This window comes from Cupriavidus sp. Agwp_2 (genome assembly GCF_040784895.1).
Lineage (GTDB): Bacteria > Pseudomonadota > Gammaproteobacteria > Burkholderiales > Burkholderiaceae > Cupriavidus.
This window is the reverse complement of record NZ_CP088083.1, coordinates 684,640-698,236: the sequence shown is the minus strand read 5'-3', so window position 1 is coordinate 698,236 and position 13,597 is coordinate 684,640. Positions and strand designations below refer to the sequence as shown.

The window sequence follows — 13,597 nt, the reverse complement described above, 5'->3', positions numbered from 1 at the left end:
CCTCCGGTTCAGGCCGCCGAGGCCACCGAGGCCACCGAGGCCAGCGCGCGCGCGGCGTCCTTGATCGCCGCGCGGATACGCTGGTACGTGCCGCAGCGGCACAGGTTGCCGGCCATGGCCTGGTCGATATCGGCATCGGTGGGACGCGGCTTGCTGCGCAGCAAGCCGATCGCGCTCATCACCTGGCCGTTCTGGCAGTAGCCGCATTGCGCGACGTCGTGCCTGACCCACGCGTCGAGCACGGCGCGGCCCACCTTGTCGGTGTCCACGCCTTCGATGGTGGTGATGCTGGCGCCGGCGGCGGCGGAAACCGGCGTGACGCAGCTGCGCGTGGCCTGGCCGTTGATATGCACGGTGCAGGCACCGCACGCGGCCATGCCGCAGCCGAACTTGGTGCCGGTCATGTCGAGGTTGTCACGCAGCGCCCACAGCAGCGGCGTGGACGGATCCACGTCGACCGCGCGGGTCTTGCCGTTGACGTTGATGTTGAAGGTGGTCATTGGGGGACACTCCTTGGGTACGTTGCCCACTGGTCATGGCGTGTGCCCGGGCCCGCACGCGGTCCGCGCCAGCGGGAACCGGCGCATGGCGAAGGCGTGGGGATGCGGGGGCACTGCCCGCGCACGCAGCATGGCGTACGGGACAAGGGAGGATAGTGCAATTCCGGTCACCTTGCCGGAGGCCGTGCGCCGCGCGCGGCGCAAACGCGCGTTTTGACGGCGTTTGCACGAACTTTGTGCATCCGGCCGCTGTCCCTCATGGATTCACCGCTTGCGGATTCCTGCCGCTGAAACAGTGCCGTCGACTATTCCAGAACGCCACCATCCGTTGACGGGTACGCCAGCACCGCCACGCGCCGTGCAGCCCGCGGCGCGCCCGCGCGGCGCCGACGCGCCCGCCGCGCCCGCCACCTCCCGCACCTCCCCCGCCATTGCCCGGCTCGACAGCATCCAGGCGCTGCGCGGCCTGGCCGCGGCCTTCGTGGTGGTCTACCATTCCGGCCTCGCGCTGGGCGGGCCCGACGCGCCCGTGCTGGGCTGGCTGACCGCCAACGTGATCAAGCGCGGCCATGTCGGCGTCGATGTGTTCTTCGTCATCAGCGGTTTCATCATCGCTTGGGTCGCGGTGCTGGCGCGGCCACGCCCGGAGCGCCCGCTCAGCTTCCTGGTCCGCCGCGCGTTCCGGCTGGCGCCGCCGTACTGGGCCATGTCGGTGATCCACGCGCTGCTGCTCAACCCGGTGACGCCCGCGCTGTTCGCCGCGTCGCTGGCGTTCCTGCCCACCACGACCGCGCATGCGCCCTACTACGGCTATCCGGCGCTCTACGTGGGCTGGTCGCTCAACTATGAGATCGCGTTCTACGCCGCGTTCGCGCTCGGGCTGCTGCTGGCCGGGCGGCGCGCGCTCTGGGTGGTGCTGGCACTGTTCGCGCTGGCGACGCTGGTGCTGCCGTGGTGGCGCTTCGGCACGCTGGTCGCCGATCCCGCGCAAGGCTACCCCTTCGCGTCGCCATGGCTGGCGATGGCGAGCAACCCGCTGGTGCTGGAGTTCCTGCTCGGCTGCCTGCTGGCGTGGGCTTACTCGCGCTGGCGCCACCTGCTGACGCAGTCGATCGCGCTGGGGATGCTGGCCGTCGGCTGCGCGGCGTTCGCGCTGTCGCTGCCGCTGGTCGGCACGGACTTCAGCCTGGCCGGGCGCGGCGTGCCGGCGGCACTGCTGCTGGCGGGCGCGGTCGCGGCCGAGCATACCGGCATGCTGCGCGTGCCGCGCGCGCTGGTGTGGCTGGGCGAGCTGTCGTACGCGCTCTACCTGGTGCACCCGACCGTGATCGAAGCCGTCAAGCGGCTGATGCCGGAACTGACGCCCGACCAGACCGGCCTGCAGCTGCTGCGCTTTGCCATCGACGCCGGCCTGGCGCTGGTCCTGGCGCTGCTGCTGCACCGCTGGGTGGAGCTGCCGGGCATCGCCGCGGGACGCCGGCTGGCAAGGCAATGATGCGAGGCGCGCGCTGGCAGCCCGACGTCAGCGCCGCGGCATGTCCGCCAGGTACAGGTAGAGCGCGGTCAGCTCGGTATCGTTCATGCGCCCGAACGAGTCGAACGGCATCACGCGGCTGATCTGCGAGCCGTCGGGCCGCTTGCCGCTGCGCATCATCTCGATAAAGCCCCTGGCCTGGCCATAGCGCGACATGGCGCCGCCCGAGACCGGGCGCAGGTCCGCCGCCGGCGGCCAGTCGGGGGGCGCGCCGGGAATCTTGCCGCCGCTGAAGTCATGGCCATGGCAGCCCAGGCAGGCATTGGCGACATAGCCGCCGTACTGCGCCGTGGCCGCCGGCACCTGCGCCGGCTGCACCGGCAGGCTGTGGTCGATCTTGGACGCAGCGTCCCGCACCACGCCCACGCCGTACAGCGCGCGCACCATCCATGGCAGGGTGATCTCGGCGGGCGCGCCCATGCCCGGCGGCAGGCTGCGCAGGTAGGCGACCATCGCGCCCAGGTCTTCGTCGCTGAGGCGGTTGTAGTCCTCGCTCGGCATGATCAGCAGCGGCCGGCCCGACGGCGCCACGCCATGGCGCACACTGCGCACCCAGTCCTCGGCGCGGTAAGTGGCGATGGCCGGGTTGCCGCGGGTCAGGTCCGGCGCGCGCACGCGCAGGCCCTTGGGATCGTCGAATACCTGCTTGCCGCCGGCGCCGGCGCCGTGGCATTCCATGCAGCCGCGCGATTCATAGAGGTACTTGCCGTGGGCGATGGCGGCGGCGTCGTCGCGCAAGGCCAGCGGCGCGACCTGCACCGCCACGGTCCGCGACGCTTTGCGCTCGCCAACCCAGACCGCGGCATAGGCCGCCACGGCCACGGCAGCGGCCACGCCGGCCAGCCCCCACGCCGCCACCCGCAGAACACGCGCCATCTTCGCTCCCCTGTCCGCCGCACTGGATGCAACAGCTTGCAGCCAGCGGGCGGGGGGCTGTCGGTGGGGCAGGCCACACAGGCGCGCGCGCCTGCCGCGTTCAGGCCAGGCCGGCGGGGGCGCGGTCGATAAAGCCGGTCATGCGCGCCAGCCGGCCGTCGGCGGCAACGGTGGCGAAATCGGTGCCGACCACCAGCGCCGGCTCGCCCGCGGGCCCGAGCTCCCAGGTAAAGCGCAGGTGCTCGCCGTGCGCGTCGACGGGGCTGACGCGGGTAAAGCGGAAACCGGGAAACTTGCCCTGTACCGCCGCGATCATGGCGTCGATGCCGGCATGGCCGTCGCCGCGCGTCAGCGGGTCGACGTAGCTGGCCGATTCGGTCCACGCCAGCGCGATCAGCTCGCGGCGGCGCGCGGGGTCGGTCTCGTTCCAGGCGGCGAGGTAGCGATCGGCGAGCGTGGCGTGATCAACGGAAGCGGCGGGGGCGGCGGAAGCGGCGGGGGCGGCAGACTGGAAAGACTGGACGGCGGCGGACATGGTGTGCTCCTGTGCGGGTTGGGAATCCGTTCGGCCCGTCTGGCAGGCCATGGATGCATGATGGATGCCCCGGCGCAGTGCCGCGATTACCCGCGAGGTCATCGCCGGCCATACCCGATCGCGCCCGCCGCGTCACCCCCCCTACCAAAAAAACGGGCCGAACACCAGTGGCAACAACGCCCCCGGCACCCCGCTGTCCGGCTTTTGCCCGGGTGCCCATCCCCGTTACAGTTGCCGCTACGCTGGGCGGCAGTCCGTCCGCGCGCCTTGCCGGGCCCATACCCCCGGCGCGCTGGCGCGCCGGAACTGCCGCCCGGCTCCGACCGATTCGCATCGCCCTTTGCACCGCACTCGTCCATGACGCCCGATACGGCCCCGCCGAGCCACCAGGCCGCCACCGCCCTTTCCGCCGCGCCGCGCCGCTGGCAGCCCTTGCTGCTGGCCGGTGCCGGCTATTTCGTGCTGGCGGCGGTTGGCCTCTGGCTGGCGCGGCTGCCGGGCAACGTGGCCGCGGTATGGCTGCCCAACGCCTTCGCGCTGGGTCTGCTGCTGCACCGGCCCCGACGCGAAACACCGTGGCTGCTGGCCGGCATGCTGGGCGCCAACCTGCTGGCCAACCATGCCGCCGGCGACAGCACCGCCAGCGCGCTGATGCTGGCCGGCGCCAACCTGGCCGAGATCTTGTGCGCCACCGGCCTGCTGCGCCTGCTGGACCGGCACGCCGGGCTGGTCCGCCACGGGCCGCTGGCGTCGTTCGCGGTCATGCTGGCGGTCGCCGGCATCGTCGCTCCGGCGCTGGGCGCCACCGCCGGAGCCGCGGCCATCTCCAGCCTGCATGGCACCGCGTTCGCGTCGGTGTGGTGGACCTGGTGGCAGGCCAGCGCGCTGGGCATGGCGCTGCTGCTGCCAATGATGCTGTCGATGACGCCCGGGCGCGTGCGCGCCGCGCTGGCACGGCCGGCGCTGGCGCCGCAGGCCGGCCTGCTGGCGCTGTGCCTGGCGATCGGCGCGTTCGCGCAATGGCAGGGCCACGACCCCTTTGCCGCGATGTCACTGCCGCTGGTGCTGGTGGCGCTGTCCGGGAACCCGTTCGCCACCGCGCTGCTGACGCTGGTGGCAACGCTGTCGCTGCAGGCGCTGATGCTGGTCGGGCACGGCCATGAAGCGGTGCCGCTGTCGGCCGCGGTGATCATGGTGTTCCCGGTCTGCATCGCCTACCTGACCGAGCAGAACCGCCACGGCCGCGCCAGCCTGCGCGGCAGCGAAAAGCGCTTCCGCCAGGCCATGGAGCACTCGGCCATCGGCATGGCGCTGGTGGCCATGGACGGCCGCTGGGAGACCGTCAACCGCGCCATGACCGAGCTGCTTGGCTACAGCGACGCGGAACTGCGCGCGATCACCTTCCAGCAGCTGACCCACCCCGAGGATCTGGCCGACGACCTGCGCCAGGCCGCGCTGCTGGTGGACGGCAAGATCGAGTCCTACCGCATGGAAAAGCGCTACCGCCACAAGGACGGCCAGTACCGCTGGGCGCTGCTGGCGGTCTCGCTGGTGCGCGACGAAGATACCGGCGCGCCGCTGCACTACATCGCCCAGGTGGAAGACATCCATGCGCGCAGGCTGGTGCAGGAAGAGCTGGAACGGCTGTCGCGGCGCATCCAGCTGGCGGTGGAGGCCGGCGGCGTCGGCATCTGGGAATGGGACTTCGCTGGCGCCGTCATCACCTGGGATGCGCGCATGCATGCCTTGCACGGCACCGATCCCGCGCAGGGCACGCCGCAGGCGGAGCAGTGGATCGCCATGCTGCACCCGGAAGACGTCAGCCGCGTCAGCACGGAGTTGCGCCAGGCCATCCGCGGCGCCGCGCCGTTCGATACCGAATACCGCATCCTGCGCCCCGGCGGCGCGGTGCGCCATGTGCGCGCCATGGCCATGGTCTCGCGCGGCGCCGATGGCATGGCGCATGCGCTGGTCGGCACCAACTGGGACATCACCGAGCAGCGCCGCCTGACCGAGGCGTTGTTCGAAGAGAAAGAGCGGCTGCATATCACGCTGCGCTCGATCGGCGATGCGGTGATCTGCACCGACGCCAACATGCACGTCACCTTCATGAACCCGATCGCCGAGCAGCTGACCGGCTGGACCATGGCCAGCGCCAGCGGCCTGCCGCTGGAGCAGGTCTTCCGCATCGTCGACGAAGCCACCGGCGCTTCGATCCCCAGCCCGGTCGAGGCCTGCCTGCGCACGCTCACGCCCGCCTACCTGCAGGACGGCGCGGTGCTGCAGAGCCTGACCGGCGAGCGCCACGACGTGCAGGACTCCGCCGCGCCGGTGCTGACCGCCGGCGGCGAGGTGCTGGGCGCGGTGCTGGTGTTCCAGGACATCACCACCGCGCGCGCGCTGCAGCGCGAGCTGGCGCGCTCGGCCATGCACGACGCGCTCACCGGCCTGCCCAACCGCACCTGGTTCGAGAAGCGCCTGCGCGAGGCCTGCGACGACGCGCGGCTGCAGGGCCACCGCGCCGCGCTCTGCTTCATCGACCTGGACCGCTTCAAGATCGTCAACGACACCGCCGGCCACGGCGCCGGCGACGTGCTGCTGCGCGAGCTCGGCTACATGATCCGCAACCACGTGCGCCCGGACGACTTGCTGGCGCGCCTCGGTGGCGACGAATTCGCGCTGCTGCTCAAGGATTGCACCGTGGACCAGGCCGAGCAGGTCTGCCAGGGCGTGATCGACGCCATCCGCGGCCGCCGCTTCCCGTGGGAAGGCCGGGTCTATGACGTCGGCGCCAGCATCGGCATCGCCGCGATCGACCTCGACGTGCCGCCCGTCAGCGAACTGATGAGCCGCGCCGACGTGGCCTGCTACGCCGCCAAGGCCGCCGGCCGCAGCCGGGTCTCGGTCTACCGCCGCGACGAGAGCGACGCGCGCCGCCACCACCGCGAGCTGGAGGTCGCCGCGGGCATCCACTCGGCGCTGGAAGCCAACCGCTTCCGCCTGTTCGCGCAGGAAATCCGCGCGCTGCAGCCGGCCGGCAAAGGCCGTGGCGAACACCGCCACATCGAGATCCTGGTGCGCATGGTCGACGAGAGCGGGGAAATGATCCTGCCCGGCGCCTTCATTCCTGCCGCCGAGCGTTACGACCTGATGGGCCATGTCGACCGCTGGGTCATCCACAACGTGCTGCACGGCTACGGCGAGCGGCTGCGGGCGGTGCCGGGGCTGTCGGTGTCGATCAACCTGTCGGCCAACTCGCTGGGCGAGCCGTTCCTGCTGCCCTTCCTGCATGCCGAGCTGGATACCAGCGCGCTGCCCGCCGACCGCATCCGGCTGGAAATCACCGAGACGGCGCTGATCAACAACATGTCGGCGGCCAACCGGCTGGTGTCCGAGATGCGCCGCGCGGGCTGCACCGTCTCGCTCGATGACTTCGGGTCGGGGCTGTCTTCGTTCGCGTACCTGAAGCAGTTCCCGGTCGACTACCTGAAGATCGACGGCAGCTTTATCCGCCAGCTCGCCGACAACGCGGTCGACCGCGAGATCGTCAGCTCGATCAACGATATCGGCCACCGGCTGGGGGTGAAGACCGTGGCAGAGTGGGTCGAGGACGAACGCACGCTCGACGCGCTGCGCGCAATCGGCGTCGACTATGCGCAGGGCTATGCGATCGGGCGGCCGACGCCGCTCGAAGCGTTCCTGGAAGCGTGCGGGCCGCGCGGCGTCGAACAACACCAGGGGGCGTGATACATTCGGCGGCTGTCGCCACCCGGGGGAAACCGTTGCCGCTCGCATCCACGCCGGCGCCGCTCTATGCGCGCGTCAAGCAACACATCAGCAGCAGGATTGCTGACGGCAGCTGGCCGCCCCACCATCGCGTGCCCTCGGAGGCCGAGCTGGTCGAAGCGCTGGGCGTCAGCCGCATGACGGTGCATCGGGCGCTGCGCGAGCTGACGGCGGAGGGGATGCTGGTGCGGCTGCAGGGGGTCGGGACCTTTGTCGCCGAGCCCAAGCTGCGCACGGCGCTGTATGCGGTCAACAATATTGCGGACGACATTGCCGCGCGGGGTCATCGGCATCATGCGCGCGTCATCAGCGTGCGGGAGGAACGCGCCGGCCCGGCGCAGGCCACCGCGCTGGATGTACCGCTGGAGCAGCGCGTGTTCCACTCGGTCATCGTCCACTATGAAGACGATGTTGCGATCCAGCTGGAAGACCGCTACGTCAATGCCGCCGTCGCGCCGGATTACCTCGAGCAGGACTTCACGCGCGAAACGCCCTACCAGTACCTGACGCGCGTCGCGCCGCTGACCGAAGGGGAGCACGTTGTGGAAGCCGTGCTGGCGCATCCGGAGGAATGCGGGTTGCTCGACATCGACAAGGGTGAGCCGTGTTTGCTGATCCGTAGACGGACATGGTCGGCGGGGCGGGTTGTGACGTCGGTCAGGCTGGTGCATCCGGGGTCGTTGCATCGGCTTGAAGGGCGGTTTGCATCATAGGCTTTTGCTGATCGATTGCTGATCGCTGGCTGCGGCTTTACATCTGGTGGATGTTGATGTGCCCCGGTTTCGCCCCTGAAGGGGCGAGTCACTTTTGCCCGAGCGGCAAAAGTAACCAAAAACGCGTCGCCTGCGGCTGGCTGAGCCAATTTGGCGCTTCTGGTCATATGGGCGGTTTTGGTCTCAGTGAGGCGTGGTCGCGATTCCACCCTGCTACGCCAGGTGAGTGAGTGTGGGTGCCTGGCGAAAACCGACTTTTGAACAATCCCCAGGACGGGTGTAGGCCACCTGCTGAGAGCGGTATCGCGTCATCGCCTACGGCTGCGCTGCGCGCGGCTCAGTCTCGCGGATGACATGCTCGGGCACGGATCTGCATCGCTGCGCTCGCAGTGCGCTGTCGGTGAACGGTTCGAAATCGGCCGCTCTGCCACCTTGGGCCCGCGCGTAGCGCAGCCGAAGGCGTCCCACCAATATCCCGGGTAGCAGGCGGCCTACGGCCGGCATGGGGATCGTTCAAGAGCCGGTTAGCGCCAGGCACTATCCCTGACTCACATAGCGTTAGCAGGCTCGAACGGGCACTGAGCCAAAACGGAAATCACCGCCGCCCGACCCACCCACGCCGCCAAATTGATAGCCAGCCGCTCAGGCGACGCGCTTTTTGGTTACTTTTTGGCGCTCGGCCAAAAAGTGACCCGCCCAGGAGGGCGGAACCAGGCGGTTCAACAGGCGACAGCATGTCACCAATCGCGAAGACGGCTAAAAACCGCAGAACAAAACCCGCGCCAAGCAACGCCAAGCGCTCGTAGTTCCACAAACGAACCTAAAAGATAGCCGACTAGGGGATAACCCCGATTCATACGTACTTGTATATACAAGATTATACATGCCTATGCAGTCGCCAAAAACCAGGCGACCGACCAAGCCAGCCCAGCACACAAAGGAGCAACCCAAATGACCACCCGCTTCCGCGACACCGAAATCCGCGCCCCCCGCGGCACCAAGCTCACCGCCAAAAGCTGGCTGACCGAAGCCCCGCTGCGCATGCTGATGAACAACCTCGACCCCGAGGTCGCGGAGAACCCGAAGGAACTGGTGGTCTACGGCGGCATCGGCCGCGCCGCGCGCAACTGGGAATGCTATGACCGCATCGTCGAAGCCCTGACCCGCCTGGAAGACAACCAGACCCTGCTGGTCCAGTCCGGCAAGCCGGTCGGCGTGTTCCAGACCCATCGCGACGCCCCGCGCGTGCTGATCGCCAACTCCAACCTGGTCCCCCACTGGGCCAACTGGGAACACTTCAACGAACTCGACGCCAAGGGCCTGGCCATGTATGGCCAGATGACCGCCGGCAGCTGGATCTACATCGGCAGCCAGGGCATCGTGCAAGGCACGTATGAAACCTTCGTCGAAGCCGGCCGGCAGCACTACAACGGCAACCTGAAGGGCCGCTGGGTGCTGACCGCGGGCCTGGGCGGCATGGGCGGCGCGCAGCCGCTGGCCGCGACGCTGGCCGGTGCCTGCTCGCTGAACATCGAATGCCAGCAGAGCCGCATCGATTTCCGCCTGAAGACCCGCTATGTCGACGAGCAGGCCACCGACCTCGACGACGCGCTGGCCCGCATTGACCGCTACACCTCGCAAGGCAAGGCAATCTCGATCGCGCTGTGCGCCAACGCCGCCGAAGTGCTGCCCGAACTGGTCCGCCGCGGCGTGCGCCCCGACATGGTCACCGACCAGACCAGCGCCCATGACCCGCTCAACGGCTACCTGCCCGCCGGCTGGAGCTGGGACGAATACCGCGAGCGCGCGCAGCGCGAGCCGGCCGTGGTGGTGAAGGCCGCCAAGGCCTCGATGGCCGCACATGTGCAAGCCATGCTGGACTTCCAGAAGCTGGGCGTGCCGACCTTCGACTACGGCAACAACATCCGCCAGATGGCCAAGGAAGAAGGCGTGGCCAACGCCTTTGACTTCCCCGGCTTCGTGCCCGCCTATATCCGCCCGCTGTTCTGCCGCGGCGTCGGCCCGTTCCGCTGGGCCGCGCTGTCGGGCGATCCGCAGGACATCTACAAGACCGACGCCAAGGTCAAGGAACTGATCCCCGATGACGAGCACCTGCACCGCTGGCTCGACATGGCGCGCGAGCGCATCAGCTTCCAGGGCCTGCCGGCACGGATCTGCTGGGTGGGACTGGGCCTGCGCGCCAAGCTGGGCCTGGCGTTCAACGAGATGGTCCGCAGCGGCGAGCTGTCGGCGCCGGTCGTGATCGGCCGCGACCACCTGGACTCGGGCTCGGTCGCCAGCCCCAACCGCGAGACCGAAGCCATGCAGGACGGCTCGGATGCCGTGTCCGACTGGCCGCTGCTGAACGCGCTGCTGAACACCGCCAGCGGTGCGACCTGGGTCTCGCTGCACCACGGCGGCGGCGTGGGCATGGGCTTCTCGCAGCATTCCGGCGTGGTGATCGTGTGCGACGGTACCGATGAAGCCGCCGCGCGCATCGCCCGCGTGCTGCACAACGACCCCGCCACCGGCGTGATGCGCCATGCCGACGCCGGCTACCAGATCGCCGTCGACTGCGCGCGCGAGCAGGGCCTGGACCTGCCGATGCTGCGCGGCTGATCTCGGCCGCTACAGGCCACCACGGGCCACCTAGAGCCGCCTTGCCGGCCGGGCCGCCACGCGCGCGCCCGGCCGTCGCCATACCCTTCACGGAGACACCCATGTCCATCGACACCACCGCCGGCGTGGCGGTCGCGGCGCCACAGCCGCCGCTGTCGCGCACGCGCGCCATTGCCGCCATCACCATCGGCAATGGCCTGGAGTTCTACGATTTCGTGGTCTACAGCTTCTTTGCCACGCTGATCGGCCGCCTCTACTTCCCCGTCGACAACCCCACCGGCCAGCTGCTGATGTCGTTCGCCACCTTTGGCGTCGGCTTCCTGATGCGCCCGCTCGGTGGCCTGCTGATCGGCATGTACGCCGACCGCGCCGGACGCAAGCCGGCGGTGGCGCTGACGCTGTGGCTGATGGGCCTGAGCTCGCTGATCTTCGTGGTCACGCCGCCGTACGCGCAGATCGGCATCCTCGCGCCGATCATGGTGGTGGTGGCGCGACTGGTGCAGGGCTTTGCCATCGGCGGCGAGATGGGCGCCTCCACCGCGCTGCTGCTCGAATACGCCGATGACCGCACGCGCGGCTTCTATACCGCCTGGCAGCCGTTCAGCCAGGGCCTGGCGGCGCTGCTGGGCGCGATCACCGGCCTGGTGCTGAGCAACGTGCTGGCGCCGGCCGACCTGGAAGCGTGGGGCTGGCGCCTGGCCTTCCTGATCGGCATCCTGGTGATCCCCGTGGGCCTGCTGATCCGCCGCCGGCTCGAAGAAACCGCCGCGCCCGCGCGCCACGGCGAGCACGCCGCGCAGTGGCCGCTGCTGCGTGCGCACGCACGCCAGGTGCTGGCCAGCATCCTGCTGATGATCGGCCTGGCTTCGTCCACCTATATCGTCGTCTACTACATCAGCAACTACGCCGTGAGCGTGCTGAAGATGCCGCTGTCGCTGAGCATCTGGGCCGCGTGCGTCGCAGCGCTGGTGCAAGTGGTGCTGTCGCCGTTCGCCGGCTGGCTCGCCGACCGCATCGGCCGCAAGACCGTGGTGCTGTGGTCGCGCGTGGCGCTGCTGGTGATGATCTACCCGGCGTTCGTGCTGATCAATGCCGAGCCGTCGCTGGCACGCCTGCTGCTGGTGGTGGGCTGCCTGTCGGTGCCGATGTCGATGACCGCGCCGGCGTCGATGGTGCTGGTCAGCGAGGTGCTGCCGCAGCGCCTGCGCGCCACCGGCCTGTCCATCGCCTATTGCGTGGCGATCGCGATCTTCGGCGGCTTTGCGCAGTACTTCTCGACCCGGCTGATCCAGATCACCGGTGACGCCAACGCCCCGGCGCTGTACGTGATCGGCTGCGGCCTGGTCTCGCTGATCGGCCTGGCGATGGTGCCCGAAACCCTGGGACGCCGGCTGAAATGAGCGACCTCGCCGAACTCGCCCAGTCCAGCGACACGGTCTGGCGCGGCCGGCGCGATGCCGGCGAGGCGGGCGATACCCGCCGCCTGTTCGATATCGTCGCCGGCCACCGCACTCCGGATGCGCCGCGCACCCCCGGCGTGCCGGTGCTGCTGGGCTTCTGCTGCGATGCCGGCGTGCTGCGCAACCAGGGCCGCCCCGGCGCGGCCAACGGCCCGCGCGAAATCCGCCGCGCGCTGGCGGGCGTGCCGGCACACGGTATCGGCCGCCTGATCGACGGCGGCGACATCCATTGCGAGGGCGATGCGCTGGAAGACGCGCAGCAGCGGCTGGGCCATGCCGTCGCCGCCGAGCTGGCGGTGGGCGCCTGGCCGCTGGTGCTTGGCGGCGGCCACGAGGTTGCCTGGGGCACGTGGCAGGGCCTGCGCGCGCACCTGGACGCGCACGGCGACCGGGGCCGCGTGCTGGTCGTCAACCTGGACGCGCACTTCGACCTGCGCGGCAGCCGGCCCGCCAGCTCCGGCACGCCCTTCGACCAGATCGCCATCGACTGCCAGCGCCGCGGCCTGCGCTTCGACTACGCCTGCCTGGGCGTAAGCCGGCTCGGCAATACCGCCGCGCTGTTCGCGCGCGCCAGCACGCTGGGGGTGCGCTATGTCGAGGACGTGGATATGCAGGAGCGCCACCTCGACGCACGCCTGGCCGCGCTGGATGAATGGGTGGCCGAGGCCGACCACGTCTACCTGACCATCGACCTCGACGTGCTGCCCGCCGCGGTGATGCCCGGCGTGTCGGCGCCGGCCGCCTACGGCGTGCCGCTGCCGGTGGTGGAAGCCATCGCCACGCGGCTGCGCGATAGCGGCAAGCTGCGCGTGGCGGATATCGCGGAGTTCAATCCGCTGTATGACCGCGATGGGTGTGGGGCGCGGGTGGCGGCACGGCTGTGCTATCGGTTGTTGGGTGGCTGAAGCGAGCTCACCAAAGACAAGCGAACTGGCCTGAGAAAAGTGCGCCCAAGCCGCGCGAACTAGCCAAGGCAAGGTGCACCCAAACCGCCCGAACTAGCCTAAGCAAAGATGTTCTCCCTCTCCCCTCATGGCCTCATGGGGAGAGGGGTGGGTTAGCAAGGCACCACATCAAGCAAGGCCCTCGGTTTAACCCACAGGCCTCAGCCGTTGACCCTCCTGCCCCCTCCCCCAACCCCTCTCCCGCAAGCGGGAGAGGGGGGCAAACCAGCGGCAATTTCAAACCCTCCCAGCCCCTCGAACCCCTCCAAAATCGCGGGTTTACACCTAGAACACCATTCGGATTCCCGAACACCCCTCCCCGCCGCCTATCCGGATCTCCGAACCGTGCGCCGGCGTCACTTCGATTTCCCCTTTGAATTCAACGAGTTGCACAGCGCGGACGGCCCCTCCCGCCTGGCACGCCGTGTGCAATATAGGCCGCCGCTACAGCGCCCAGACAGGTCGGCCGGCATGCTTCCCAACGCGCCGGCCTCGCCAAAAAACAAAGGAGGAAACACATGACTGACCCCGCCTTGCCCATCCCCCCTCTCGCCGCCCGGGCGACTCGCTGGCACCTGTTGCCGCGCTGAAAAAAATCCGCATGGCCGGTGCGTGCCCTCCAAAGCCCGC

Annotated in this window: 9 protein-coding genes; 6 read left to right on the top strand and 3 right to left on the bottom strand. The window is 69.5% G+C overall.

Going from position 1 to position 13,597, the window contains the following annotated elements; genetic code table 11:
- Positions 1–8: 8 nt before the first annotated feature.
- The gene (locus tag LPA45_RS03235) at positions 9–500 is read right to left on the bottom strand and encodes a (2Fe-2S)-binding protein (protein WP_116317288.1); all 492 of its coding nucleotides are present in this window, start codon (positions 498–500) and stop codon (positions 9–11) included.
- A 430-nt stretch (positions 501–930) separates the two neighbouring features.
- Here LPA45_RS03235 and LPA45_RS03230 point away from each other — a divergent pair, with 430 nt between their 5' ends.
- On the top strand, positions 931–1,995 hold the full coding sequence (locus LPA45_RS03230; RefSeq protein WP_199414512.1) for an acyltransferase: 1,065 nt from the start codon (positions 931–933) through the stop codon (positions 1,993–1,995).
- A gap of 27 nt (positions 1,996–2,022) precedes the next feature.
- On the opposite strand, the gene LPA45_RS03225 is transcribed toward LPA45_RS03230, so the two are convergent.
- Both LPA45_RS03225 and LPA45_RS03220 read right to left on the bottom strand, forming a co-directional pair.
- Positions 2,023–2,910: a c-type cytochrome gene (locus tag LPA45_RS03225; protein ID WP_116317286.1), complete on the bottom strand. Its 888-nt coding sequence runs from the start codon at positions 2,908–2,910 to the stop codon at positions 2,023–2,025.
- A gap of 100 nt (positions 2,911–3,010) precedes the next feature.
- Positions 3,011–3,445: a nuclear transport factor 2 family protein gene (locus tag LPA45_RS03220; RefSeq protein WP_116317285.1), complete on the bottom strand. Its 435-nt coding sequence runs from the start codon at positions 3,443–3,445 to the stop codon at positions 3,011–3,013.
- A 357-nt stretch (positions 3,446–3,802) separates the two neighbouring features.
- Between LPA45_RS03220 and LPA45_RS03215 the strand changes: the two genes are divergently transcribed.
- The 5 genes from LPA45_RS03215 (at position 3,803) to hutG (ending at position 12,928) form a co-directional block, all read left to right on the top strand.
- Positions 3,803–7,192, top strand: a complete 3,390-nt coding sequence (locus LPA45_RS03215) for a diguanylate cyclase (RefSeq protein ID WP_116317284.1) — start codon at positions 3,803–3,805, stop codon at positions 7,190–7,192.
- Between the two features lie 35 nt (positions 7,193–7,227).
- On the top strand, positions 7,228–7,944 hold the full coding sequence (hutC, locus tag LPA45_RS03210; RefSeq protein WP_116317283.1) for a histidine utilization repressor: 717 nt from the start codon (positions 7,228–7,230) through the stop codon (positions 7,942–7,944).
- Between the two features lie 951 nt (positions 7,945–8,895).
- Positions 8,896–10,563, top strand: coding sequence for a urocanate hydratase (gene hutU / locus LPA45_RS03205; RefSeq protein WP_116317282.1), 1,668 nt, complete (start codon positions 8,896–8,898; stop codon positions 10,561–10,563).
- 101 nt (positions 10,564–10,664) lie between these two features.
- The gene (locus tag LPA45_RS03200; protein WP_116317281.1) at positions 10,665–11,963 is read left to right on the top strand and encodes an MFS transporter; all 1,299 of its coding nucleotides are present in this window, start codon (positions 10,665–10,667) and stop codon (positions 11,961–11,963) included.
- The gene (hutG, locus tag LPA45_RS03195) at positions 11,960–12,928 is read left to right on the top strand and encodes a formimidoylglutamase (protein ID WP_116317280.1); all 969 of its coding nucleotides are present in this window, start codon (positions 11,960–11,962) and stop codon (positions 12,926–12,928) included. The genes LPA45_RS03200 and hutG overlap by 4 nt, the downstream gene beginning before the upstream one ends.
- The last annotated feature ends 669 nt before the right edge of the window (positions 12,929–13,597 follow it).

Coding starts and splice junctions, on each gene's coding strand:
- LPA45_RS03235 (WP_116317288.1), bottom strand. CDS start 500: ATGACCACCTTCAACATCAACGTCAACGGCAAGACCCGCGCGGTCGAC.
- LPA45_RS03225 (WP_116317286.1), bottom strand. CDS start 2,910: ATGGCGCGTGTTCTGCGGGTGGCGGCGTGGGGGCTGGCCGGCGTGGCC.
- LPA45_RS03220 (WP_116317285.1), bottom strand. CDS start 3,445: ATGTCCGCCGCCGTCCAGTCTTTCCAGTCTGCCGCCCCCGCCGCTTCC.
- LPA45_RS03215 (WP_116317284.1), top strand. CDS start 3,803: ATGACGCCCGATACGGCCCCGCCGAGCCACCAGGCCGCCACCGCCCTT.
- hutU (WP_116317282.1), top strand. CDS start 8,896: ATGACCACCCGCTTCCGCGACACCGAAATCCGCGCCCCCCGCGGCACC.
- LPA45_RS03200 (WP_116317281.1), top strand. CDS start 10,665: ATGTCCATCGACACCACCGCCGGCGTGGCGGTCGCGGCGCCACAGCCG.
- hutG (WP_116317280.1), top strand. CDS start 11,960: ATGAGCGACCTCGCCGAACTCGCCCAGTCCAGCGACACGGTCTGGCGC.